This is a genomic window from Paenibacillus polymyxa (assembly GCF_015710975.1).
GTDB classification, from domain to species: domain Bacteria; phylum Bacillota; class Bacilli; order Paenibacillales; family Paenibacillaceae; genus Paenibacillus; species Paenibacillus polymyxa.
Genome location: NZ_CP049783.1, coordinates 1,278,228 through 1,302,057 on the forward strand (window position 1 = coordinate 1,278,228; position 23,830 = coordinate 1,302,057).

24 protein-coding genes are annotated in these 23,830 nt (G+C 44.3%); 4 read left to right on the top strand and 20 right to left on the bottom strand.

Annotation, left to right across the window (positions count from 1 at the left end):
* Window positions 1-11: 11 nt before the first annotated feature.
* From G7035_RS05780 to G7035_RS05805, 7 genes are all read right to left on the bottom strand, one after another.
* On the bottom strand, window positions 12-1,457 hold the full coding sequence (locus G7035_RS05780; protein WP_016819482.1) for an ATP-binding protein: 1,446 nt from the start codon (window positions 1,455-1,457) through the stop codon (window positions 12-14).
* A 173-nt stretch (window positions 1,458-1,630) separates the two neighbouring features.
* Window positions 1,631-3,133, bottom strand: a complete 1,503-nt coding sequence (locus G7035_RS05785) for an HD-GYP domain-containing protein (RefSeq protein ID WP_029514805.1) — start codon at window positions 3,131-3,133, stop codon at window positions 1,631-1,633.
* Window positions 3,134-3,254: 121 nt separating this feature from the next.
* Window positions 3,255-4,133 carry a (Fe-S)-binding protein gene (locus G7035_RS05790; protein WP_019686013.1) on the bottom strand — a complete coding sequence of 293 codons (879 nt, stop codon included), beginning with the start codon at window positions 4,131-4,133 and terminating at the stop codon, window positions 3,255-3,257.
* Between the two features lie 154 nt (window positions 4,134-4,287).
* Entirely contained in the window at window positions 4,288-4,659 is a 372-nt protein-coding gene (locus G7035_RS05795) for a MarR family winged helix-turn-helix transcriptional regulator (RefSeq protein ID WP_230877833.1), read from the bottom strand.
* A gap of 800 nt (window positions 4,660-5,459) precedes the next feature.
* Window positions 5,460-5,768, bottom strand: coding sequence for a LexA family transcriptional regulator (locus G7035_RS05800; RefSeq protein WP_019686010.1), 309 nt, complete (start codon window positions 5,766-5,768; stop codon window positions 5,460-5,462).
* Between the two features lie 97 nt (window positions 5,769-5,865).
* Complete coding sequence (locus tag G7035_RS27645) at window positions 5,866-5,988, bottom strand: hypothetical protein (RefSeq protein ID WP_016819476.1); 123 nt, start codon at window positions 5,986-5,988, stop codon at window positions 5,866-5,868.
* A gap of 339 nt (window positions 5,989-6,327) precedes the next feature.
* The gene (locus G7035_RS05805) at window positions 6,328-6,660 is read right to left on the bottom strand and encodes a hypothetical protein (protein ID WP_016819475.1); all 333 of its coding nucleotides are present in this window, start codon (window positions 6,658-6,660) and stop codon (window positions 6,328-6,330) included.
* A 141-nt stretch (window positions 6,661-6,801) separates the two neighbouring features.
* On the opposite strand from G7035_RS05805, the gene G7035_RS05810 reads away from it, so the two are divergent.
* Entirely contained in the window at window positions 6,802-7,170 is a 369-nt protein-coding gene (locus G7035_RS05810; RefSeq protein ID WP_019686009.1) for a VOC family protein, read from the top strand.
* On the opposite strand, the gene G7035_RS05815 is transcribed toward G7035_RS05810, so the two are convergent.
* From G7035_RS05815 to G7035_RS05825, 3 genes are all read right to left on the bottom strand, one after another.
* Entirely contained in the window at window positions 7,155-8,819 is a 1,665-nt protein-coding gene (locus G7035_RS05815; RefSeq protein ID WP_019686008.1) for a CoA-disulfide reductase, read from the bottom strand. The genes G7035_RS05810 and G7035_RS05815 overlap by 16 nt on opposite strands.
* 194 nt (window positions 8,820-9,013) lie before the next feature.
* Window positions 9,014-10,306: a homocysteine synthase gene (locus G7035_RS05820; RefSeq protein WP_019686007.1), complete on the bottom strand. Its 1,293-nt coding sequence runs from the start codon at window positions 10,304-10,306 to the stop codon at window positions 9,014-9,016.
* Between the two features lie 152 nt (window positions 10,307-10,458).
* Window positions 10,459-11,097 (bottom strand): flavin reductase family protein, encoded by a 639-nt coding sequence (locus G7035_RS05825; RefSeq protein WP_019686006.1) that lies wholly within the window; start codon window positions 11,095-11,097, stop codon window positions 10,459-10,461.
* A gap of 98 nt (window positions 11,098-11,195) precedes the next feature.
* On the opposite strand from G7035_RS05825, the gene G7035_RS05830 reads away from it, so the two are divergent.
* Complete coding sequence (locus tag G7035_RS05830; protein WP_019686005.1) at window positions 11,196-11,885, top strand: ArsR/SmtB family transcription factor; 690 nt, start codon at window positions 11,196-11,198, stop codon at window positions 11,883-11,885.
* Between the two features lie 12 nt (window positions 11,886-11,897).
* Here G7035_RS05830 and G7035_RS05835 read toward each other — a convergent pair whose 3' ends face one another.
* Both G7035_RS05835 and G7035_RS05840 read right to left on the bottom strand, forming a co-directional pair.
* On the bottom strand, window positions 11,898-13,013 hold the full coding sequence (locus G7035_RS05835; protein ID WP_045245102.1) for a hypothetical protein: 1,116 nt from the start codon (window positions 13,011-13,013) through the stop codon (window positions 11,898-11,900).
* A gap of 109 nt (window positions 13,014-13,122) precedes the next feature.
* Window positions 13,123-13,722: a dienelactone hydrolase family protein gene (locus G7035_RS05840; RefSeq protein ID WP_019686003.1), complete on the bottom strand. Its 600-nt coding sequence runs from the start codon at window positions 13,720-13,722 to the stop codon at window positions 13,123-13,125.
* Between the two features lie 468 nt (window positions 13,723-14,190).
* On the opposite strand from G7035_RS05840, the gene G7035_RS05845 reads away from it, so the two are divergent.
* Window positions 14,191-14,733: a GNAT family N-acetyltransferase gene (locus G7035_RS05845; RefSeq protein WP_019686002.1), complete on the top strand. Its 543-nt coding sequence runs from the start codon at window positions 14,191-14,193 to the stop codon at window positions 14,731-14,733.
* Between the two features lie 202 nt (window positions 14,734-14,935).
* On the opposite strand, the gene G7035_RS05850 is transcribed toward G7035_RS05845, so the two are convergent.
* Both G7035_RS05850 and G7035_RS05855 read right to left on the bottom strand, forming a co-directional pair.
* Window positions 14,936-15,751 (bottom strand): DUF2935 domain-containing protein, encoded by an 816-nt coding sequence (locus G7035_RS05850; RefSeq protein ID WP_019686001.1) that lies wholly within the window; start codon window positions 15,749-15,751, stop codon window positions 14,936-14,938.
* Window positions 15,752-15,879: 128 nt separating this feature from the next.
* On the bottom strand, window positions 15,880-16,137 hold the full coding sequence (locus tag G7035_RS05855) for a hypothetical protein (RefSeq protein WP_019686000.1): 258 nt from the start codon (window positions 16,135-16,137) through the stop codon (window positions 15,880-15,882).
* A gap of 184 nt (window positions 16,138-16,321) precedes the next feature.
* Here G7035_RS05855 and G7035_RS05860 point away from each other — a divergent pair, with 184 nt between their 5' ends.
* The gene (locus tag G7035_RS05860; RefSeq protein ID WP_019685999.1) at window positions 16,322-17,263 is read left to right on the top strand and encodes an SPRY domain-containing protein; all 942 of its coding nucleotides are present in this window, start codon (window positions 16,322-16,324) and stop codon (window positions 17,261-17,263) included.
* Window positions 17,264-17,374: 111 nt separating this feature from the next.
* Here G7035_RS05860 and G7035_RS05865 read toward each other — a convergent pair whose 3' ends face one another.
* From G7035_RS05865 to G7035_RS05890, 6 genes are all read right to left on the bottom strand, one after another.
* Entirely contained in the window at window positions 17,375-18,430 is a 1,056-nt protein-coding gene (locus G7035_RS05865) for an acyltransferase family protein (protein WP_019685998.1), read from the bottom strand.
* Between the two features lie 272 nt (window positions 18,431-18,702).
* On the bottom strand, window positions 18,703-19,353 hold the full coding sequence (locus tag G7035_RS05870) for a glycosyl transferase (protein WP_019685997.1): 651 nt from the start codon (window positions 19,351-19,353) through the stop codon (window positions 18,703-18,705).
* A 275-nt stretch (window positions 19,354-19,628) separates the two neighbouring features.
* The gene (locus G7035_RS05875) at window positions 19,629-20,357 is read right to left on the bottom strand and encodes a GntR family transcriptional regulator (protein WP_016819462.1); all 729 of its coding nucleotides are present in this window, start codon (window positions 20,355-20,357) and stop codon (window positions 19,629-19,631) included.
* A 63-nt stretch (window positions 20,358-20,420) separates the two neighbouring features.
* Window positions 20,421-21,203: a fructoselysine 6-kinase gene (frlD, locus tag G7035_RS05880; RefSeq protein WP_019685996.1), complete on the bottom strand. Its 783-nt coding sequence runs from the start codon at window positions 21,201-21,203 to the stop codon at window positions 20,421-20,423.
* A gap of 95 nt (window positions 21,204-21,298) precedes the next feature.
* Window positions 21,299-22,312 carry an SIS domain-containing protein gene (locus G7035_RS05885; RefSeq protein WP_019685995.1) on the bottom strand — a complete coding sequence of 338 codons (1,014 nt, stop codon included), beginning with the start codon at window positions 22,310-22,312 and terminating at the stop codon, window positions 21,299-21,301.
* A 160-nt stretch (window positions 22,313-22,472) separates the two neighbouring features.
* Window positions 22,473-23,819, bottom strand: a complete 1,347-nt coding sequence (locus G7035_RS05890) for an amino acid permease (RefSeq protein WP_019685994.1) — start codon at window positions 23,817-23,819, stop codon at window positions 22,473-22,475.
* Window positions 23,820-23,830 lie beyond the last annotated feature (11 nt).

The window sequence follows — 23,830 nt, forward strand, 5'->3', positions numbered from 1 at the left end:
CATGATTGTGATCAGGTTAATTTAAACGGCTGTTCGTCCGCCTCCTTGCTGTCGGACGGACACATAGGCAGGTACAGGGAAAAAGTACTTCCCTTGCCTTCTTCACTCTCCAGACGGATAAATCCGCCTAACAAGCGGGAAAAATCACGGCTGATGGACAACCCCAGCCCAGTTCCACCATATTTACGATTAATCGAACCGTTCGCCTGCTGGAATGCCTCAAAAATAACATGCTGCTGAAGCTTGGATATACCGATGCCTGTATCTTTTACAGCAAATACAACCCAGTCTCCCTCCTGACCCTTTCGATCCAGATGCTGTGTGCTGATTTCCAGCAATACACGCCCTTCATGAGTAAACTTAAAGGCATTGGACAATAGATTGCGTAAAATTTGCTGTACTCGTTTGGAATCGGATCGGATTTCATCCGGTACATGTTCATGCACGTTCAGGCTGAATTCCAGGTTTTTATCCTTCGCTGTGACATCAAAATGCATCATCATCCCATGCGCAATTTCACGCACACTGACTGGCTCACTTACGATTTCCATGTGCCCAGCCTCGACCTTGGATAAGTCCAGAATGTCATTAATCAGTTGGAGCAAATCATGGCCCGAGGCATAAATTAGATCACTGTACTGGTATAGCTCGTCCTCATCTAGCTCTTTTCCCTGCTCATTGATAATCTGTGCCAGGTTAATGATGCTGTTAAGAGGTGTACGTAACTCATGCGACATCGTTGCCATAAAATCCGATTTATACTGGGAAGCCATCATCAGCTGCTTGGCGCGTTCCTCTAAAATAATCTTTGCCTTTTGCAGCTGATCACGCTGCTCTGACAACAACTCATTCGCCTGCTGAATCTGATAGTTTCGCTGCTGCTCCATCTGAAAATCACGTAATATCAGTGCAAATAAAAAGCTAAGGATAACGCCGATAGGCAGTGTAAGAGGAACGACCTCTGCTACATAATAGCGCCAGGGAATGACGCCCAGGAAGGCAATATTTAACGTATTTACAATATTAACCGCTAAAATGGTTACAGATGCCTTAATAATCAAGCGCCAAGTGGAGCGGCGCATCCAGTAGTTCAAACCGGCGCATAATATGCCCAAAATGCTCATATTCAGAAAGCCGACCCACGCCGCCATATTCAGACCGAAGGTAAATCTTGTAAGACCGATTGCTACCCCAATAATAATCAGCGTGTAGGAACGGGGATACACCAATGCTGCGATAATGAGCGGAACAAAACGCAGATCGAAAATAACCGTTTCATTGAAATTAAAGCCAAAGCAAGAACTGACCCATCCGCCAAATACCACCAGCAACACTGAGCTGACATATTTGAACCGCGTAGACGTACGACTCAAACCATATTTATAAATCACGTTCGCCACATAGGCAACGGCAATCAGCATCCCCAAATTCATTATAAACATCGTTGAAAATTGCATGGATTCACACTCCCATTGCGCGAGAAATTGGATGCCAGGCCTATGCTAGCCGATTTTGCCTTACTCGTACATCATAACATGAAGCCCCATCTTTCGACATATCCAAGAGGCTTGCGTGTGTGTATAAAAAAAGCGAACCGCAACGGCTCGCCCTAGTGGGAGTATCTATAGAGTCAGCTTGGAATGCCTTTGTTCCGGCGCCACTCCTTGACAAATAATTCGGCAAAGTAAGGATCCCACTGGGTTCCTTTACCCTCTTCCAATATCATAACCGCCTTCTCTTCCTTCATACCTTTCCGATAGGGACGATCCGACGTCATCGCATCATAGGCATCTGCTACGGCTATGATGCGCCCAAATAGTGGGATGTCTTCCCCGGAGAGCTGGTCAGGGTATCCCTTGCCATCGTAACGCTCATGGTGCGAGCGCACGCCGGGTAGATAAGGGGCCATAGCATAAGCAGGCTCCACTTGCCGAAGAATACTCTCCCCCATAACCGGGTGCATTTTAATCTGGTCAAACTCCTCGTCCGTCAGCTTGCCATCCTTAAACAGCACAGCGTCAGCCACACCGATTTTACCGATATCATGCAGCAAGGCTGTTTTACGCAGCAAGTCGAGGTCCGTCTCGCCCAAACCGCCCTTTCGCCCAATGAGTACAGAGTATTCAGCCACGCGCAACGAATGTCCTGCGGTATAGGCATCCCGCGCATCCAACGCTGCAGCCAAAGTGGCAAAGTAACTGTCTAATAGCTGACCGTTTTTTTCCTCTCGTTCCTTCAGGCCCTCGATCATCATGTTAAATCCTTCGACCAGCTCCGCAAATTCGTCCGAATACAAGTCACTGGCGTTACTGTTCAGGCGGCCTTCCTTCACTTCATTCATTTTTTCCAACAAGTGATGGATCGGCTGTTCGATCTCACGGGTTAGCAGCCTGCCTCCCAAATAAGCAAAGGCTACACCAGATATTAAAATCGTACCCGCCCATGCCCAATAGGAGCCGGAATCCGTCGCCTCCAAATGTTCCAGCCGAATCTGCGTAGCTAAACAAAACAGAAATAGAGGAAAAGCACCAATTAACGTTGCACTTAACTGAAATTTATGCCGAAGTGACAGCAAAACTCGACCTCGCAGGGACAGGTTCAATCCATATTGCTGATAGGTTCGATCCCGAATCTCCTCCAGCAGCGGTTTGATTGCTCTCATGGTCAGAAAAAATTCAACCAGTGCATGCATGGAAGCGACCAAACAAGCTCCTATACAGGCGATTCCTACATAATAAAAGGGAAAGGTAAGTTGTCCAGTATGTATCATCCATAATGCAATGACGGCTGCCGGGATAGAGAAGCCTAGCAAATGCGGTCCGACAATACGTAAAACTGACAAATTAGGCAGATGATGAACCCGGATATACACCGCTTCTACATCCTTGAGTGTCTCCTGATTGCCTTGGAAAAAACGATGAACGGGTCTTAAGTGCATTCGAAACACTATGGTTTCACAGACAATCATAATGACGCTGGAAAATGCAACAATTTTGACAAGACCCAAAAGCTCATAGTGGGCTACATTTAACGTGGAAAATACAAAAATCATACATACCAGTAGTACAGCAATAAATGAACCTATAATATAGTTCAGGATAACATGCTGAATAAAGCGCTTATAGATCGGCAAAATGCTACCCCTCTTTTCATCCGTACGCTCATAAAATATCTTTGTATTCAATATCGGAGTCCAGCCGTCAAAAGTTAACCTTCTTCTATGAGCAATTTGCATGAATCCTAGGAAAATAACACTAGCGAGCGGTCCGCATCGGATTCCGGCTTTCGCAGGGCACCTTGGTCTGGCAAAGTCCGCAACCGGCACCCGATTCAGCCTCACCGCCGTTTAACACTGCCCACTTTCGAGATTCCTCGCCGTACACAAATTTCATGCAGGCGATTTTGTCATGACCGCCTTCCTTGCTGATGGCCTGTACAGGACAGCGGGTAATGCACACACCGCAAATGCCTTTGCTGCACAGCAGACAGTTACCGGTATGGCTCAGGTTCGAGGATACTCTGACATCAGGCGGCACCTGCAGATCCGTTACTACAGACAGCAGGCGGATGGCAATTCCTTTTTCGGTGATGAAGCCATCGTTGATACTGAAGGTGCCGAGACCGGCTGCATACGCGATATGCCGTTCTGACCAATTAGAGACCGGACCACCTGTGGCACCGTGGATGTTGTACCAATCCGTATCCAGCGGCCCCACAGCTCGATAGCCAAGTCCAGTCAGATATCCCGCCAAATGGTACCTTGCCGACCGCACAAAATATTCATCGCCAAAGGTCCGCAGCAGCGCCCACTCTCTGGAGGCTCTTGCTTTTTGCGCACGATTGGCCTTGCGAATCGTCTCACTGATCGGCAGCACAACACTGACAACGGTGCCTCCACCAAAACTTCCTGTGCCGAAGGTCCGTTCGAAGGCTTCCTGCGGCGTAGCATGGTCGGGGCCCACCACTCTTTTATAATCCTCAAACAAAGGATCATTGGCCTCTGCAAATTGAATAATCGGTTCCTCGTAGTAAGGGCTCTGTAATTCTTCGCAGAAATTGCCCTTGTCTTCGCTCACATAGGCCTTCATCTCGGCTGCGATAAGTTCTTTCATGTCTGGTACGGGCGTTACCATCCTATCCACATCCCTCTTCTTAAGTTATTGTGATTCTCTCGAATTCCTGGCGGATACCCGGTTACCGATGAATGGCTGCGTTACATATCTGAATCCCTATTCGTGTATATACACGAATAGGTCAGCATGACCTCCCTTATTAGGCGAAGGCTAATCACAGTCTCAATTTTTCAATTTTGGATAACAGTGCGGTCAATATCTGCAAATCGGCGCTTCCCAGTGACTTCTGTAAAAATAACTGCGCCTCCTCCCAGAGCTCTGCTGCATCGTTATATAACGCTTTTCCTCTCTCTGTCAGGGTAAGGCAGCGGTTCCGGCTTCCCTCAGCGGATGTATCCTCCACATACCCACTTTGCTCCAGGGCCTTCAAATTGCGCACAAGCGTGGTTCGGTCGAGTCGCATCTCCGATGCTAATTCGCTTACGCTTACCGGTCCCAGTACCGTTAAGTGCTTGAGCAGCGAAAACTGGCTGATATGGAGTCCACTTGGAGCCAGATACTGGTCATACAGCCCTGTTACAGCCATCGAGGCACGACGCAGATTAATGCATGTGCAGACTGAGGGCGAGTTATTCTGTGATGTTTTTTTGTCTTTCCTTGAGGCAGTCATAGTTCTTGTTTCCTTCCATCTTTCGTGTAACTACACTATTCCAAAATTCGTACGCTCTGTCAGGGCAATTTATCACAGCCTCTATTCTCTGCAAATGAAAATAAGTCTAATCCATTGCAGAAAGTGCATTATTTCCAGTCTACAATCAAAAAAACCAAAAATCCCTTGTGTTTTAGAATCATTATTGTTATACTGTATTAGTATGTATTAACCCCATAGGATTCCACGCAAGAAGCTATACTCCTATCACCGCATGGAGCTTCTCCAAATTTTATGTATAACCCTAATGTAGAATTTTGAGCTTTTGCCGAAGATTTTCACATTCACACTGGCGCGGTCATCGGAGCCGCAAGGACGAAAGAGAGGTAGGGCTTTTGTCGTTTGGAAAATAAACAGAGGAATCAGACTGCCCCTTATGAACATGCTGACCATATAATACAAGGTAGCAGGGGTTAAATATATATTATGCCGTCAAACGATGAAGTTTGAGCAGGCCGTGCAGTATACGCAAGCTGCGCAGATCCTCCGGATGATCCCCGGGGGATTTTTCATATACGGAAAACGCATCTATGAACAAAAAAGTGACCCTGCCGATACATCGACAGGGCCTATAGCTTGATCAAAAAGGGGTTAATAGGGTCATTATAGTCTTGCTTTCTTAAAACAAAATGATATGCACCTTAAAAACTCATTAATTTTCCAGCTTTATATGGCTACTAATAATTCGTCCAATATTCCATACTACCGGACTGTACCTTTTGAGTAGTAGGGCGTCCAGCTTCCACTTGGGCAGACTTGTAGCTGGAAGGACGCTCCCATCCTTCCAGTAAAACAATATGCTGGGTACCTGTGTTAGTTTCCCATGTGATATAGCGCTCTTGTTCCATATGTCGCAATGCAGCTGTAATTTCAGGGTCTCGCTTACCCGTTTTTGCTGACAATTCAGCCATTGTAGGCATATGGCGATGCTGAGCAAAATAATTATACAAAATACGTAGTAGCTTCCGTTCCAAATCCGGCAACATCGTTACCCCTCCTAAAGAACATATGTTCCCATTATAACACATAAAAATGCACCCTCCTACTGGAAGATGCATACGGGCTTGTATGCCCATGCTGAATTTAGTTTTTTTCCTTTTCCTGACGACCGATAGAGCGCAACCACCAAGAGATTCCTCCAACGCTTCCAAGCGCCAAAACCGTCAAGAAAATAATATAAAACAAATGAAATGTACGATCACTCATGGCAATCGCCTCCTTACTTTATGTATACACTTTCCAGCTAAGCCTGTAAACCTCTTTTTGATCCCACAATCACATTTTCGCCAAACATTTGACAATAGATACTTGCTTAGGATGCATCGGTGCACACTTATCAAAAATGGTTAATATCAAATAGGAGACAGATCAAGGAGGTTATCGAATATGAAGTTTCTATTGATCGTAATCATCATTGCGCTGATCGTTGTTTTGCTCATGAGAAGACGCAGATGAACGAAGACATCCTCTATGGTTAACTGAGAATACAAAAAGGGCTTTCGGTACATCACCGAAAGCCTTTGTTCATCTGAGGTTAAGGCTGAACTACGCCTTGTTCTTTTTGCTATATTTAATAAAAGCAATCACAAGCGCTATAGCAAACAATATTCCGCTGACTACCCATGTGGTCAGAAACGCCATACCCAAGCCGACATTAGCCCCCATGGTCGGATGCTTCATAGCAGTAAACACCGAGCCCTGCATCATAAATATGGTACAGAACAAAACAACGGGTGCCAAAATAATTGTGCTTGCGGTCTTACGACTACCAGATACTGCAATTACACACAGAGCAGAAATCACCAAGATCACCCAATAGATAACTGCTTCCCAAATCGCTGAAGTGCCCACCTGTTCGACCTCTTTTCTATCCATCATATATACCTCTTCTATTGTAACAGACGTCACACAGTGAACCAAGCCATAATTTGATTAGAAAAGGGCTAAACCCTGCCGACAATGTAAATAATGTATAGTAGCAGACAACCCTACATAGAAGAAATGAAAGGAATTGATCTTATGAGAAGTGCAAGTCCTTTTGTCATTGTGAACGATGTGCAGCAGTCGGTTGACTACTACCAATCTGTTTTAGGCGGGAAAATCAAAGTACTGAACAAGCAGGACGGCAGGCTCTTACATGCCGAACTGCACCTGGGCAGCAGCCATATCCATTTTTCCGATTCCTACGGTAAACCACTGAAAGCACAGCATGTCCAAATCATTCTCGACTGTGAGAGTGAGGAGGAGCTTAAACAGGCTTACCATGTACTATCCGAAAAAGGCACCATCACTGTAGAGCTACAAGATACCTTCTTTGGTGCGCTGCACGGCGAAGTAACGGATCATCTTAATCAAATTGGATGGGTGATGAACTATTTTAAAAGATGATCACGTTTAGCCATAACTGAGTACGTCTTGTAGCCGCCATCAACGTTCCTCACCCGATATCCGAATTGGGTCAGAATTCTGGCCGCTAGATAGCCGCGCAACCCGACTTGGCAGGATACCGCGATCTCCAGATCACGAGGAATTTCCGACATCCGCTCTCTGATCTCGGCCAGTGGAATATGAATAGAACCTGGAATCGCTCCTCCCTGTAGCTCCATCGCATCCCGGACATCAATAACAAGACCACCATTGCGGTGAAAATCGTCAACTTCATGCCACTGTATCGTCTGGACCAGCCCATCCATGATGTTCGAAGCTACGTAACCCGCCATATTCACTGGATCTTTAGCTGAAGAATAAGGAGGTGCATAAGCAAGCTCGATATCTGCCAGCTCACGGACGGTTAAATGGCCGCGAATCGCCGTCGCAATAACATCAATCCTTTTGTCGGCTCCGTCAGCCCCAACAGCCTGCGCTCCGTAGATCATCCCGGTCTTCGGATGAAAGAGCAGCTTCATAGAAATGGGTGACGCGCCAGGATAATAACCGGCATGTGAACCAGGATGAATATGAATAGTCTGATAAGGAACAGCCAGCCGCTGCAATGTTTTTTCATTGTTACCTGTAGAAGCTGCGGTCAATGCAAATGTCTTAATTACGGATGTTCCGAGCGCACCATCATAGGAAATCGGCTGACCATTAATATGATCCGCTGCCAAACGCCCCTGCCGATTGGCTCCCCAGGCCAGCGATACCATCGTTACAAACCCATGATTGCGGTCTTTGACCTGGATGGCATCACCTACCGCATAAATGGACGGATCACTGGTTTGCAGCTGTGCATTCACCTGAATAGCGCCGCGAAAACCTAGTTCCAATCCGCATTGCTTGGCCAACTCATTTTCAGGTACCACGCCAATCGCCAAAATAACCATATCCGTCTGAAGCGTCTCCTCAGAGGTCAAACGTAACCGTGTACCCTGTTCTTCAAAAGCTGCGACTCCTTCCTCTAAACGCACCTCCACCCCGTTCAGCTGCATATGCTGTTCCACCAGTTTGGCCATTTCAGGGTCAAGCGGATTCAACACTTGTTGTCCTTTATCCATAACGGTTACTGCAAGTCCACGCTCCCGCAAATTTTCAGCCATCTCCAGCCCAACAAATCCAGCACCAATTATCGTGGCATGCTTGGGTTGCCTTTCATCTACATATGCCTTAATAAGGTCGGTGTCATGAATGTTTCTTAACGTAAATACATTTGTAGCTTCATGTAGTCCGGGAATGTCTGGTATCATCGGTTTGGCTCCCGGCGACAATACCACAATATCGTACGCCTGCTCATCCATCTCTCCTGTGATCATATCGCGGTAACGGACAAGCTTATGCTCGCGGTCTATTTGTATTACTTCTTTCAGCACCCGAACATCTATATTAAATCGGTCTCTAATGCCTTGAGGCGTCTGGAGAAACAGCTTCTCCCGTGCCTGAATTGTCCCCCCAATATAGTAGGGAAGACCACAGTTTGCAAAAGAAACATGCTCACCGCGTTCAAACAGAATAATCTCGTCTTCCTCATTCCATCTACGCAATCTCGCCGCAGCAGAAGCTCCACCTGCTACCCCGCCAATAATAACTATCCTCTTACCCATTTCTTCCCCCTCCTCATATACCCTATGGGGTATAATATATACCTATGGGGGTATGATGTCAACAAACAAAAAAGGCAGAGGTTACCCCCGCCTGCTCAAACCCTAAACAAAACCCGATTGGAATCACAAATCACTTGCGACTGCTGCAAAAATGCCCTATCTCACTGGGCTAACTAGCCGCCAACTACTGTTTATTACTGTTGACTGGCCGCGATTGCCTGCTCCAGATCATACAAAATATCGTCTATCGCTTCGGTCCCGACAGATAAACGTAACAGCTCCGGTTTGACTCCAGCAGCCACCTGTTCTTCTGCGCTCAGCTGCTGATGGGTTGTGCTTGCCGGATGAATAATCAAAGACTTGGAATCGCCCACATTCGCCAGATGAGAAAACAGCTTTACATTCGCAATCAGCTTGCTTCCCGCCTGACTCCCGCCTTTGATACCAAAGGTCAAGATTGCCCCTTGTCCTTTTGGCAAATATTTTTGGGCCAACTCATAGGATGGATGGCTCGGCAATCCAGAGTAGCTGACCCACTCCACATCCTTGTGACTTTCGAGGTATTGCGCTACTTTCAGGGCATTCTGACTATGTCTTTCCAGCCGCAGATGCAATGTTTCCAAGCCTTGAAGCAGTAGCCATGAATTGAACGGAGAAATGGCTGCTCCCAAGTCACGCAGCAATTGCACCCGTGCCTTGATAATGTACGCGATAGGTCCCACCGCCTCGGTGTATACAACTCCATGGTAGCTTGGGTCCGGCTCAGTCAGTCCGGGGAAACGACCACTCGCTTTCCAGTCAAACTTGCCACTGTCCACGATTACCCCGCCAAGAGACGTACCGTGTCCGCCAATAAACTTGGTTGCCGAATGCACAACAATGTCCGCTCCATGTTCGATAGGGCGTAATAAATAGGGGCTTGGGAACGTGTTGTCCACAATCAGCGGAATACCATATTCGTGTGCAATCGCCGCTACAGCTTCCACATCTAGCACATTGCCCTGTGGATTGCCAATCGTTTCGGCAAATATGGCCTTCGTTTTATCCGTGATGGCTTGGCGGAAATTCTCCGGATCATCCGAATCGACAAAATGCACCTTAATACCCAATTTCGGCAGTGTAGTAGAAAACAGATTATATGTACCGCCATACAGACTGGAGGCCGATACAATTTCATCTCCAGCTCCGGCAATGTTCAGAATGGAGAAGGAAATCGCCGCCATTCCCGAAGCTGTGGCCAACGCGCCAGCTCCGCCTTCCAGTGCGGCAATTCGTTGCTCGAATACATCCGTAGTCGGATTCATCAGACGCGTATAAATGTTGCCGAATTCTTTCAGCGAGAACAAATCAGCCGCATGCTCGGCATCCCGAAATCCATATGAAGTGGTCTGGTACAACGGAACGGCGCGGGCAAAGGTATTAGGATCAATCTCTTGTCCGGCATGGACAGCGAGGGTTTCGAATGACAGCTTGCGTTCTTCTGACATGATTATTGCCTCCCTTGTTATACGTGCTGTATGAATCGTCTCTTCCTGTATGCGTAGTCTTGGATGATTTTTCAACTATTCTCGCACAAAAAGAACGATTTGGGAAGATAATTCTCATTATTCAGGTATGATATTATTGTTTTATTGAAACATCAAGTTTCGGATCGGAAGGTTTTGCCCAAATGCTCACCCAGACCAAAATAATGGCGGAAATTATAGATGAGCGGACTCCACTTTGCTGGATCAATATGATTCTCTCCGAGGATGATATCCTGATGAACATGCACCTGTATGGCTTGGGTTTCGACGATCGCAAAATAAGGAGAATGGTCAGGAATCCGCATCTCCTTCACCTTGGCTTCAATTTGAATAGGGCACTCCCTGATTCGGGTGGGCTTGACTCTATTCGATTCAATCGCAGCCAGTCCGCTGATCTCATACTTATCTTTTTGATATGAAAATCCATTTTTCTCTTTTTCCGCTGGAACGGGATTCTTGCCTGTAAAAGGAGCCAAACGCTCTACATTTTCCCACATGGAAGGCCCAGGAACATTGATTACACATTCGGGATGACGCTCCATATTTTCTAATGCTTTGCCACCTGTTCCAATACCTAACACCACACAATCTCCTAATGCCCACGAGGAGGAAATAGGGCTAATATTGGTCGTTCCATCCTCATTCAGCGTGTTGAGTAAAATCACAGGGGTTCCGTAATATAAAATGCTAGGGTTTATCGTTTTTATGCTTGGGGTACGATTCATCTGATTTATTGGATTCATTGGGTCCATGTTTTATTCTCCTTCTGTTCAGATCTGCCTCCTTATTGTAAAATGTAAACATTTCAACCTTCATCGAAGTATGGATTACAAAGGGGGATAACCGTGCCATGAGCACCCAATCGAATGTAGCCATGATTGCTTCTCTTGTCAGCGAGCCTTCCCGTGCAGCCATTCTCACCGCTCTATTAGACGGCAGATTCCACACGGCAAGTGAACTGGCCCATATGGCAGGCATCAAACCGCAAACCGCCAGTTTCCATCTGGCTAAAATGACCGAAGCACAAGTCATTACTGTAGAAAAACAAGGGCGGCACCGTTACTATGGCATTCAAGACCCCGAGGTTGCCCAGGTGATGGAGTCACTTTTGTCCATAGCTCCACCTGTTCCAATCAAGTCATTCAAGCAAGCCTCCGAAAACGAGGCCATACGGTTGGCAAGAACTTGCTACGACCATGTTGCGGGTCATTTAGGCGTACAGCTCATGAGTTTTTTCATGCAAAAGGGGATTCTTTCCGAGGATCAGGACGGACTTCATATCACCCAACAAGGAGAGATTTTCTTTGCTGACTTTCAGATCAACCTCAAGAACACAAGACAAAAGCGTCGCTCCTTCTCACATAAATGCCTGGATTGGAGTGAACGACGCCATCATCTTGCCGGTGCTTTAGGAAGTGCTCTTCTAGACAGATTATTCGAATTACATTGGGTCGAGCATCTGCCCACAACCCGAGCGATACGCATTACAGCCGAGGGTAAAAGAGGTTTTAAAGAGGTATTTTCGATAGAGATCGGCTAAGTAATCATAGTTCTAATGCTTTTCTTGTTTCGCATTGGATGTTATGACTGGAGACAAGGACCTTTGTTTTCTCGTCAATGGCCGGACATAGGCATAATTGTTTTTTGGAGCCTTTCCTTTTGCCACACCTGCTTTATATCCTCCAGCAGCAGCCGGAATGGCAACCAAGGTTCCATAGGTTCTCATCGCCCGTTCAATTGGGAAAGATACAGAACGCATTCCATCGGTAGATCCGGCAAAATGAACTGCGGCTGCATAATTGTTCAGCCGATCGTTACTGTCATTCAGCCATACGGAACCCGAATCTCCAGGTCCAGTTCGTCCCTGGGTAAAACGAATGACGGTTTGATCACGGAAAATCTCGATTCCCGAATCGCCCCTCACTCTTTGTTCCACGCCAATCGCCTCCACGACTCCTCTGGCGAAGCCGTTTGTTTTAGCCATTCTTTTAAACGTCATTCCCAGACGATAGCTCAATAAGTGCCCAGGCACGGTAATAAGACCACCACTTTGGTTAATCAGATACCTCGGATTAAGCAGACTATTTGAATTGGCAATAGCTATGGCAGAGTCCTGAAAGTTAACACCTGTCGTAGTAAGCGGGACAAATTGAAAAGCTCTCCCGATCTGATCCGCCGTTCTGCCTCCATCTGCCGGAGAAGGCTGAATGGTATTGTGAAATTGGTTTGTATTCGTTGGGACTAGGACATGGGCATTACTCAAAATAAACAAAGTATTATTCTTAATAACAATGAGTCCTCCGGTTCCTCCTGCAGTGGTGGGAACCGTTGTTCCTACACTGACCGCACCGGGCACGGGGCGCCATCTTTGGCGTGGGTTCGTTTGGGTAGGAGTCGCCGCTTCCCTTTTGAAAGAACCCACACCTAAAATTCGGATAGGTACCGCAGAAGCCTGACTTATATTATGGGTTACTGCCTGCAATTTGGTTTGCGTCACAGCCGAAAGATTTCTCAAGGTGTATACCACAATCGCCGCGCCCTTTGCCGGTCTATTGGGATCAGCATAACCTACTCCAATCCCTGTTACTCCGTTCCGTTTGAGCATCGTTCGCCATATCCGACTCTTCAGCTTGAAAGCTTGATAAAAGGTAGCCACAGCCACATACATCTCCTTTTCATAGTCAATGATGTATATACATATGACTAATCCACACATTATGACTGTGCGTTTCCCCAGAACAGTGAAAAAGGTGTGGGCTGGAAGCAAACGACTGCTTTTATTGATCAGTCTTCCTAAAGAACTCTACCATTTCGATAAATGATTGCTGAGCTGAATGTACGTGATATCGGGGAGAGTACGGATCACTGAATCCATGCTGTCCGCTGAATTTATGTATTTGGATATTATGGTTGTCTAAAGCTGAAATGAGCTCATCCACATTAAATGATATTTCTTCCTGTGGGAAAAAAAGCAGTGTTGGACAATGTGGAGTTATTTCCAAATAATTTCGAATACGAGAGCCATAGTATCCTACGATTCCATCAACATATTTTTCTTTGCTACACAGCCAGGCAATCGTTGCCCCGATGCTAAACCCGACGATAAATACCTTTTTATAGCGAGCTTGAATACTTAACAATAAACTTTCAATATGATAGGAAGCACGTTTGAATCCTATATTTTTTATGAAATGGGCATAGGCAGCTTCCTCTTGCGAATAGTCAAAAGGCGTTTCTTTGCCTATTAAATTTGGACAAATCACGTCATAACCCTCATCTGATAATAAGCTGCAATAATTTTGTATATGCTGGTTAATTCCATAAATCTCATGCAGCACAACAATGAGGGTGTCCGACTTCTTATCTATGCTTATCATGTTGCCCCCCCCTAGGTTTGAATATGGGAAAAAACAATCCAACCGGATACGTATATTTATACTCTTATATTAACAACCTGTAGATAAGCCTCTTCAGATATCGGAGGAGTACCTGGGATTATTGTGGTTTGAGGGATGATGTGGTTTCCATTTCCCGTCTTATCGAGTCAGAAAACTCATCAAAGGGCTTATTCTCTCTTGCCCGGGACCCTACGATATAAATCGCTATATTTCATCATTAGAAGTTCCCCATTCGAATATTCGCTCTTCGAGCACTTCGTAAGCATTATTCATACTTCCTAACCTCCCTTTTTTAGAAAATATTATATCCAATATGATCATTTCGCTATATGTTTTTAGTTAAAATCCAGAGACTGCTACCTGACATACACCACTCATCCAATCAATTTTGCATCTTCATCCTGTGATATAATTCCTTCAATATCATTGTATGGAAGGATGGTGCAGATGTCGGAGCAACAAGTATACGTCCGGTTCCCAGAAGAGGTGGACGTTGCAGAATTGACAGCAATGTACAGACGCAATCGGGAGTTCTTTGATATGTTTTCGCCAAACCACCAAGAAGAGCACTATACGGAGGAGCACCATCTCCAAACGATTATTAAGAGTAAGGCTGACATGGTAGAGGATCGGAAATATTCCTTCGTGGTGTGCCACAAGGAAGACAATCAGATTATAGGCAGCATAGGTCTATCTTTTGTAGTAAGGGGACCACTTCAGAGCTGTATGATCGGATACAGCCTAGACCAAGCCTATAACGGCAAGGGTTATATGACGGAGGCGGTGAAGCAGGTGGTTCGCTACGCTTTCGATGAACTAAAATTTCATCGGATCGTCGGAGAAGCCTCTCCTCGGAATCCAGGGTCCATCCGTGTGCTTGAGAAGGCTGGCTTTCACAAAGAAGGCATTTCTCGAAGCAACGTAAAAATTAATGGAAAGTGGGAGGACCATCAGGTTCTGGCGATTATCAATCCATCAGAGGATATCTAAGTTTAGTGAATATTGGTCTCGAAAGTTAATGGAAAAGAAAAGTTATGACAACCTATTAGAATGCGTTAGTTGAATAACAACAGCGGCAGTCTAAGACTTTATTTATTAAGTCTTGTTCTGCCGCTGTTTGAATTTTTGCTCAATCTAAAACTTTATTTCCAATGCACATTTTACAGAAACTATATTCGTTTTGCTGGGAATCTCAGTGCATGATTTCTTTCTTATTCACCTTAACGCCGGATAAGGACTGATCAAACATTTCGAGAATAAAGAGGAAGCGCTCAGCTTCACGAAATACATGATCAGCTAATAGAGGATGGATAATGCTTTTTATTCGGCACTCGTCGATCAAATCACGCGCTGTTTTCTTAAAATCTCGCAAGGACTTAACAGAGACACGATTTTCATCCACAAATTGACTCAGAAGTGGAACGGTCTGCGACTGTGGACGCATATAACTTAAATCAATCGCTTGGAACATCAGTGTATCAAAGTCATTACTAAACTCCCTAGCTTGTTCAACCAATTTGCGTTCGGATGGATCCAGCAAATGGCCTATGAATTTTGCGTGATCGGCCATGATCTTTAAGAAAAAAATATTTTCATCAATAATAGCATCGGGTAATGGTTCAAGCGTTCCTGAATTGAGTTCCCCTAAACGATTTCTGAAATAATTCGCTTCCCGGCTTACATGGTCTACCAGTAAGGGAAAATTGGTTTGTCCAGGAAGTTTGCATTGTAATATAAGCCCCAATACCATCCTCTTAAATGCCCAAATATTTGTCGCCGCATTCTGTACTTCCGTATTAAACTCTTTGATTGTATAAGGATCTGTATTGATATTAAATTCATACGATCTTTTCTCAATATCCTCAAAAATAGCGTAAAACCGATTGGCTTCTGTTTTAAGTTGAGTATCTTCCGCTCTAAAGCCTAACCCCAGAAAAAAGGAATGCTCCTTCATAATCCTGGACCAAAAACGTATTTCATCTAATGAGCGTGAAACAAATGCATCCAATGATATCCCTCCTCTAAATGAGCAAAAAAGCACTTACTTAGTCATATGGGATATGACAGGTCATTATGAATATCGAAGTTCAACGTCTCATACGAATCCAATTTCGAAATTGAGCCGGAGTTATTAAATCATTCAGGGTTTTCTTCCGCTACCAAGTCTACCCGAAACTCAAGCTGGTCTCTCATAAAAATTTTACCTGCAATCTTGACCGATTCTGGCTTAATCTCCTCTACTATTCCCCCATAATCCTCAAACGTCATGCGTAATTCCTCATCAACGGATACCACATATACATGCGCCTGGACCAAAGCGGCTCCGAACAGTTCCATATCTGTCTTCAATACTTTATATGTACGTTTCACAACGATCACCTCAAATATTTTCATTCGGTAGATTATATATAGATTCCTTCTGCAACAAGCATTTCTGCGTTTATTATCCCATGATCCTCACTAAAAATTAAATTCCATAATATAACTCATATTTGAATATATATCATTTAATGTTTGGACAATTATCCCAATCCAGTTTTATAATTCACCTGTTAATACATATATTTAGGAGGTACTCATGAAAAATATTTATAAAAAACTAGGAACAATAGCGCTAGCCCTTCTTATTGGAGTTTCGGTGTTCTCATTGTTCCCTACAGTTACAAAAGCTGAGACTACAAATGTAACTTGGACAAATGGTTCTTTAGTAACTTCTCTTGATGGTTCAGGAACAAGAGACAGAGCAACAGTTGGGAAAACAAATGGAAAATGGTACTGGGAAATAAAAGTAACTAATGTTGCATCATTCGTAGGAATAACAGGTGAATTAGATCAACAGGCTCAAACTATTTATGGAAACAATGGTTCGATTTATAACAGCATCAAATCACCTGTTATTATAGGTTACAGTCCTGGCTTTGGAACAGGTGACGTTATCGGCATTGCATTGGATTTAGATAACGATAAAATTACCTGGTACAAAAATGGAGTCTCCCTTGGAGTTAATTCAATAAAACCATCTGAATTAGAAGGGACACAGATTTTCCCTGCGGTTTTAAGTGGAACTGGTGAGAAGATAAATTTTGCAGCTAATTTTGGAGCAAGTGAGTTTAAATATCCAATCCCTGAAGGGTTTTTACCTTATCAAGCTACAGGTGGATCTACAACACCCGATCCATCTACAACGCCTGATCCATCAACAAAACCCGACCCATCTACAACACCTGATCCATCTACAACACCTGACCCATCGGATACAGATGGATCATCGCAACCAACTGGTGATCGCGCCATTCTAACTGTAACGATGGACAATGGATTTGATAAAGAATTCGATCTGAGTAAAAAAGAATTGAATGCCTTCATCGCTTGGTACGACGCAAAAGATGCGGGCAGAGGTGCTTCATTCTTTGCCATTGATAAGCATAATAATAACAAAGGCCCATTCAGCAATCGCAAAGATTATGTAATCTTCAACAAAATTCTCACATTTGAAGTAAGTGAGTATTCAACCAAATAAATATAGGGTTTGCAACCTGCTCATTTCAATAAAAAAGCGCAGCTTCCAAAAAGCATGGACGCTGCGCTTGTATTTAACTAAACTGCTCTTGAATGAGTGCAAAAAAACAACCTAGACTTGGCTTCCAACTTGGTTTGGATTAAGATCCATATTTTTAGTGTACACCTTGCTATTAATGAGACTGATGATGCTGTTAACAATAATTGAGGTAAGTATCGTTAACAGAATTAACCACAACAAAATCAAGATAGATACCTTGGGGAAGAAAACAATGCTCTGAAAATAATAATAACAAAAAAAGGTATGGGTTAACCAAATATTCATTGAATTTTTACCTAGGTAAGCGAAAGGTTTGGTTAGTTTTAATTTATTCATTAAATGAATACTAACGAGGATAACTATAGGGGCTATTATCATATCAATCGTTGTCTTCTCAAACCATTGACTCGTAGTACGAAAACGGAATAATAGCACAAGAACAATAACATCAAATAGTATATTATTGAAAATAATGGAATCATAAATCTTACTCATCCATGAGTACAATTTATATTTTGCAAAGAACAGCCCTATCATAAAAGGCAGCTGCCAATACATAATACTGTAATAGTTTCCTTGTGAATATGAATTATAAAAAACTAGGCCAGCAATTAGAAGAGTTACCCATGCGTTACGTTGGAAGGCTTGGAAGGTGACCGGAAAAATTAATAGCAGCAGAATATAGTCATATAAAAACCACCACTCACCATTATATGAACTGGACAGCGCTATAAAATTCCGCAAAAAATCCATTATTGAATTATGTTGAAATCTATCGGAAGTTCCAAAGAAGTATAAACCCACCGGAATAAAAAGCAAAAAAACAACCCAGTAGTTTATCATGATTTTGCTTAATCTTGTAAAGCTTTTCTGCATTAAATGCTGTGGATTCTGAACATTGCTCTTATATAAGCCATAGCCACTTAAAAATAGAAAAATAGATATTGCGATCTGGCCAAAATGCCCTAAATAGAACTCCCCTCTTTCATGAAATAAACTAAATAATGAAACATAGTCGTACTTTAGTCTGTCAGGAAAAGCAAAAAGATGATGAATCAAAAGTAGTACTACAGCAATCCCTTTCGCAATATTTGTTTCTACAAGCTTTAATTCCTTGTCATGGTGCACACAATATCCTCATTTCTAGTTGTAATGGAATAGAGATATATTAGCACAAACAAATAATATAAAATATTTATTTTTTTTAGCACCATATTACGTCCCAATTTTATACAAAAAATGCGATCTTCAAAAAGTTTGGAGCCTCGCTGTTAGCTAGATGGGCTTTCTTCCTTTGTCCGTATTTCGGTAGAGAATTGGATAGAAAAAAAAGCTTTCCATAGCCACCTTTGGGGTGATTATAAAAAGCTAATCTGCTTTGCAGCGTCTATAATGCTCGCTTAAAATTTTTCTGGAAACTGTTTGACAATTCCTTCTGTCAGGATATCCGCTAAATGAATCATATGGATCTCATTTTTATCGGTTGCGGCAATATCTGCTTTCCAGTCTCCTTTGATACAGTTAAGGACTATTTCCGTAATCAACTGAAGGTGCATATACAGCATATCTTGTAGCGTTTTGAACTGCCAGTTCGGATTCGCTTCACTTAAAAATTTAGCAATATCGTCGGCGTTTGTATGCCAATCCGCCTCTAGCTTTTTCACGTCCGCCTGATTGCCCGCTTTGGCAGCCGCTACGATTTTCCCTGCGATCAAAATATGCTCTCTCAGAAGATCAGCCAGCTTATTCCCAGCAGCTTCCCCATAATAAGGCTTAATCACGTTGCCTATATCCTGTTGGTTCCGTAAAAGTCGGTCCAATATATCCTTTTGGTCTGGACGATTAGATATGGCGCTGACAATATAGCTTCTCGTCCATATCGTATGATCGATCCATACCTTCTGCATATCGACTTTCAGTTGCACCATTTTGGGACTTAGGCAAATGTTCCCCTTATCCTCCCCCGCCTTCGCTTGCACGACAACTAGTAGATTCATGCTAAAAACGAGCGCCAAGGTTAACGACAATGCCAGTAACCATTTATTTTTCACATTCTTCTGCTCCTCTTACGTTTGGATTAAACAGGCTGTCTTATTATGGTTGAAATATCTAATTCTATACCACTCCTGCAATCATCTTACAAAAACATAATTTCGTATTTCAACACACAAAAAAGGCCTGCCGGTGCTAAGCCAGCAGAGCCTATGACTCCATGGTCCAAGTAAAAGAAGCAATTCTGATGAATAAAGCTACGTCCTGGAGTACCCGTATAATTGTTTCGAAGCTAAATCCTTTTTGGAAAATAAGCCATGCTGATGGGCATAACCTATTTTGCCCGGTGGACCGTCAGGTTGACCCGATTCGTCTCACACATAAATGTAGAGAGATGAACAGGCTCATCGTTTGCATCAAAAGCAATTTTCAATATCCGGAATAAGTTCGCCCCGATATCACATTCCAGAAATTTCGCATAATCTTTAGTCGCACCGATCACATCAATGATCTTGTCATTGCTCACGATCTCGGTGTTATAATCCTCCGCCAGAATCTTGTAAGTCGATTCTTTCATTGCGATCTTTTTTTCCAAATCTGGAAACCGGGTGAGTGAATAATGGGCTATATCATAGAAAAGCGGGCGGTCATCTACATACATCAAGCGTTCAAGCTCCAACACAGGGCTGCCTTCTTCAATAAGAAGATGTCCAGCCACCTCTTCAGATGCCGGGATTACTTCGCTTCTTAATATCCGTGAGTTTGGAATCATGCCCAGCTGGTGGCTGAACTCTGAGAAACCGCTTACGGATAACAGTTCATTATGAAATTTGTTGGAGGCTACAAAGGTGCCTCTACGAGGAATTCGCGTCAGGGTTCCTTCCCGCACGAGCTCCTCAATTGCTTTCCGTATAGTGATTCGGCTTACACTATAAGTATCACAGAGTTCTGCTTCGGTTGGAATCTGTTCATCCGGTTTGTATCGTCCGTCCTGGATATCGTTCTTCAACATTTGCCTGATCTGCATGTACAGCGGCTGCGGGGTTGAAGGATTCAAATTCATGGTAAATTCATCCTTATCCATCAATGATTATAATAAGTATTATACATTGATGATCATCTCCAGTCACCATGCACCGAAATAACCTATCGTCTTCCCAGCTGTAATTGTCCCAAGCTCCAGGCAGTCCTCTGCTGAAAGCCCTTTCAATCGGCCGTAAAGGAACCCGGCAATGAAGGAATCCCCAGCTCCCATCGTATCCACGACGTTCACCTTACCCACGCCGTGCGGAAAGAATTGTTCCCCATCGTAAGCAAGCGAACCGTTCTCCCCCAAGGTAGCTACAGCAATCTGCGCTCCTCTTTGCTTGACCTTTACCAAAAGTTGGCGGATATAGTCATCATCCTGAGTGTACGAAAAGAATGGATAGTCTACGTAGGGCGTTAATGTCTGTATCCGATCATCCTGCAACTGATCCGAGAAATCAAAGGAAGTGATCAGGCCCTTTTCCTTAAAGAGAGGAAAGTACGGATCGGCATGGCCCCATATCCCTGAGTGGACAAGCTGATAATGGCCAGCAAAATCGATCTCTTCTGCTGTAAGGAAAAACTGTGCCATAACTCCCTCGTCGTATTCGCCGAGCCTCCGGTCATTCTCCACCATCTCCACGTAGGTTACCGCTGTTTTTCCGTCCTTTTTTAAAATTCGGGAAGTATCCACACCCTTGTCCTGAATAGCCTGGATCATGATCTCCCCATAAATGTCGGTGCCCACCCAGCCCAGATAGGCCGTCTTTGCACCCATTTCAGTTAAATAGACGGCCACATTCACCGGATTGCCTCCAGGATAGGCTTTGCCGCTTGCTTGATAGACATCCATGCAGTTATCCCCGACTGTAATGATTCTCATCTTGCTCCCGCCTTCCCTGCTATTAAAGAATGAGCACTACGAAGTAGTGCTCAAATCAAATGCATCAATATAGAATGAACTAAAGACTGCGTATCTTAATATTCCATTTGGCGATAGTATCTTCTAAGTGTTAATGGATGATTTCTCTCACGCTCCAGATAGGCGCTGATACGGCTTAGTACAGACCAGTTGATACTTACGGCAAAATGCTTTCTGAACTCCTCGCTAATGCCTTCCATGGCAAAGTCTTTGGTATCAATAATGGTCAGCTTCTTCGTAATCTTCTCAGCGAATCTTTCCACCCGATCCATCAGTGGTCTTGTCTCATCTTCGCCTTTCAGCAGAATAACACTGGTATCTTCAACCACAAGCTCAAGCGTGCCATGGAAGAATTCCGCCGCATGAATCGACTTCGCATGAATCCACTGCATTTCTTCCAGGATACACATCGCGTAGGAGTACGTGTTCCCCCACAGGTTGCCGGAGCCAACCATCATATGATAGTCAGTATCTTTATGTTCTTTTGCAAAAGCTTCCGCTTTAGGGTCAAAGGTTTTGACTGCGTCCAGAATCGCACGCGGCAATAAGGCAACTTCCTTCGTGAACTGTTCATATTGAGGGAACTCATTGTTGTTATACATGAACCGGAACACAACCATGTACAGGAGCATGAAGAATGTATCAAAGGAATGTTTCTCCGAGCCGGTTGTGATACAGTGATCTACAATTTTGGTTAATGGAGTATCCCTTTCTGCCACAAGTGCAATCGTAGTCGCTCCCCGTTCCTTACAGAACTCGGCTGCCGCAACGGTCTCCTGCGTGGTTCCCGACACAGATGTAAAAATACATACGGAATCCTTACTGAAATGTCTGTTGTTCATCACCATAAACTCAGCAGCAATCGCCGCATGCACATCGATGGTCGAGTTTGATTTCAGAATATACTCATAAGGATACATCATCGCAATTGTGCCACCCGCACCAATCAGAAAAATATTGCTGTACCCTTTCTTGGCAATCCCGTCTACAATCTCTTCAATTTGTCCTCTAAAGGCCAGGCCCTCTTGTTCCACAAGCTTAAGGAATAACTGTTCGTCAAAATTCAACATTTACGTTCCCTCCCTATACTGGATCGGTTCCCCTCCAATATCATCCATTTTTATTTATTATATATAGTATCATAACCAGACAATACAATTAAAACAACTATTTTTGTTAAATCTGAAGGAAATCAGCGAGTCAGCATCGGCCCCCTTCAGTTCATCCGGACTAAGTCACTATATTACTACTGTCATGACTGCTTTTAGATCCATACTTCTTCTCCCAGTAGTAATACACAGGCAACCCCGTTGCGATGACTATCGCCGCGGCAATCATGCCCTGCACTGGAGCCCACGTAAAGGTTCCCCAAGCCAGCCATCCTGCCCCAAGGATAGCCAGGATAGTAGTTACTCTCCACATTGGCATGCGGTAAATCGGGTTATAATCCTCTCTCTTACGGCATTTATAGACCGCGGCAAAGTCCAGAATGTTAATGACCAGCTGAATCAGCGTGAAATAACCCAGCAGTTCGGTTAAATTGCTGAAGAACACAAGAATACAGGCCAACGTAACCTGAGCAATAATCGAAAAGCTTGGTGTTTCGAATTTGGGATGAACTTTCGCAAAACGCTGAAAGAACAGCCCATCCTTCGCCATGGCATACTCCAGGCGAGGCTGAAACATAATGCAAGAACTCAAGGAACCCAGGATAACAATAATCGCGGTAACAGCTACAAAAGATGAGGCCATGCCGGATAATCCGGGAATGTACTTGACGGCGTCGGACACAGCGGAGCTGGAACCCATCAGTTTATCGAACGGCATTAGGCCGGTGACACATACCGCAAGCAGCGTATATAAACCCAATACAATCAGTACCGAACTAATTAAGGCCCGAGGGAGAACTTTCCCTGGATTTTTGAATTCTCCAGCCATAAAACAAATGGCGGCCATTCCCGTGTAAGCCCACGTCGTGGCAGATACGCCACCAATTAAGCTTGAACTTGTCGCTCCTGCGACGGGCGTGTAAGCAAAGTTGTCAAAGTTCATATACATGAGGCCCAGCACAATGACAATCAGGAAAGGGATGATTTTGATAGCCGTAATAATGACCTGAAAACTACCGCCTGCCTTAACACTACGGTAATGGATGGACGTGATGATCAGAATGATCGCTACTCCTAGCAGTTTACCGGTAATTCCAACGAAGAAAGGGAAGAAGCTCGCCAGGTATGCAACAATGGCCAGAGCCATAATTGAAATGGACGGAGGATCGAGGGCCCAGAAGGTTGCCCATCCGTATAGAAAGGCCAAGGGCCTCCATCCTGCTTTATTCAAGTATACGTAACCGCTTCCATTTTGCGGGTAGGCAGTCGCCAACTCGGCCAGCACCATGACCTGCGGAATCGCAATAACTCCACCAATAATCCAGGCTAGAATTGAGATCGAAGGCATACCCGCAGCTTTTGCGACATCACCGGAAGAGACGAAGATTCCGGAACCTACCGTAGTACCAACAGCGATGGCTAGGGCCGACCAAAAGCCCAGTTTTCGTGTAAGAGAGTCATTACTCATAACGAGTTCCT

What these genes read in the sequence shown, in the direction of transcription:
- G7035_RS05845 (WP_019686002.1), top strand. Translation starts at nt 14,191, where the DNA reads ATGTCGGAGCAACAAGTATACGTCCGGTTCCCAGAAGAGGTGGACGTT.
- G7035_RS05780 (WP_016819482.1), bottom strand. Translation starts at nt 1,457, where the DNA reads ATGCAATTTTCAACGATGTTTATAATGAATTTGGGGATGCTGATTGCC.
- G7035_RS05860 (WP_019685999.1), top strand. Translation starts at nt 16,322, where the DNA reads ATGAAAAATATTTATAAAAAACTAGGAACAATAGCGCTAGCCCTTCTT.
- G7035_RS05790 (WP_019686013.1), bottom strand. Translation starts at nt 4,133, where the DNA reads ATGGTAACGCCCGTACCAGACATGAAAGAACTTATCGCAGCCGAGATG.
- G7035_RS05840 (WP_019686003.1), bottom strand. Translation starts at nt 13,722, where the DNA reads ATGATAAGCATAGATAAGAAGTCGGACACCCTCATTGTTGTGCTGCAT.
- G7035_RS05815 (WP_019686008.1), bottom strand. Translation starts at nt 8,819, where the DNA reads ATGGGTAAGAGGATAGTTATTATTGGCGGGGTAGCAGGTGGAGCTTCT.
- G7035_RS27645 (WP_016819476.1), bottom strand. Translation starts at nt 5,988, where the DNA reads ATGAGTGATCGTACATTTCATTTGTTTTATATTATTTTCTTGACGGTT.
- G7035_RS05875 (WP_016819462.1), bottom strand. Translation starts at nt 20,357, where the DNA reads ATGAATTTGAATCCTTCAACCCCGCAGCCGCTGTACATGCAGATCAGG.
- G7035_RS05820 (WP_019686007.1), bottom strand. Translation starts at nt 10,306, where the DNA reads ATGTCAGAAGAACGCAAGCTGTCATTCGAAACCCTCGCTGTCCATGCC.
- G7035_RS05795 (WP_230877833.1), bottom strand. Translation starts at nt 4,659, where the DNA reads ATGGCTGTAACAGGGCTGTATGACCAGTATCTGGCTCCAAGTGGACTC.
- G7035_RS05890 (WP_019685994.1), bottom strand. Translation starts at nt 23,819, where the DNA reads ATGAGTAATGACTCTCTTACACGAAAACTGGGCTTTTGGTCGGCCCTA.
- G7035_RS05885 (WP_019685995.1), bottom strand. Translation starts at nt 22,312, where the DNA reads ATGTTGAATTTTGACGAACAGTTATTCCTTAAGCTTGTGGAACAAGAG.
- G7035_RS05855 (WP_019686000.1), bottom strand. Translation starts at nt 16,137, where the DNA reads ATGAAAATATTTGAGGTGATCGTTGTGAAACGTACATATAAAGTATTG.
- G7035_RS05825 (WP_019686006.1), bottom strand. Translation starts at nt 11,097, where the DNA reads ATGGACCCAATGAATCCAATAAATCAGATGAATCGTACCCCAAGCATA.
- G7035_RS05830 (WP_019686005.1), top strand. Translation starts at nt 11,196, where the DNA reads ATGAGCACCCAATCGAATGTAGCCATGATTGCTTCTCTTGTCAGCGAG.
- frlD (WP_019685996.1), bottom strand. Translation starts at nt 21,203, where the DNA reads ATGAGAATCATTACAGTCGGGGATAACTGCATGGATGTCTATCAAGCA.
- G7035_RS05800 (WP_019686010.1), bottom strand. Translation starts at nt 5,768, where the DNA reads ATGTTGCCGGATTTGGAACGGAAGCTACTACGTATTTTGTATAATTAT.
- G7035_RS05810 (WP_019686009.1), top strand. Translation starts at nt 6,802, where the DNA reads ATGAGAAGTGCAAGTCCTTTTGTCATTGTGAACGATGTGCAGCAGTCG.
- G7035_RS05805 (WP_016819475.1), bottom strand. Translation starts at nt 6,660, where the DNA reads ATGATGGATAGAAAAGAGGTCGAACAGGTGGGCACTTCAGCGATTTGG.
- G7035_RS05835 (WP_045245102.1), bottom strand. Translation starts at nt 13,013, where the DNA reads ATGTATGTGGCTGTGGCTACCTTTTATCAAGCTTTCAAGCTGAAGAGT.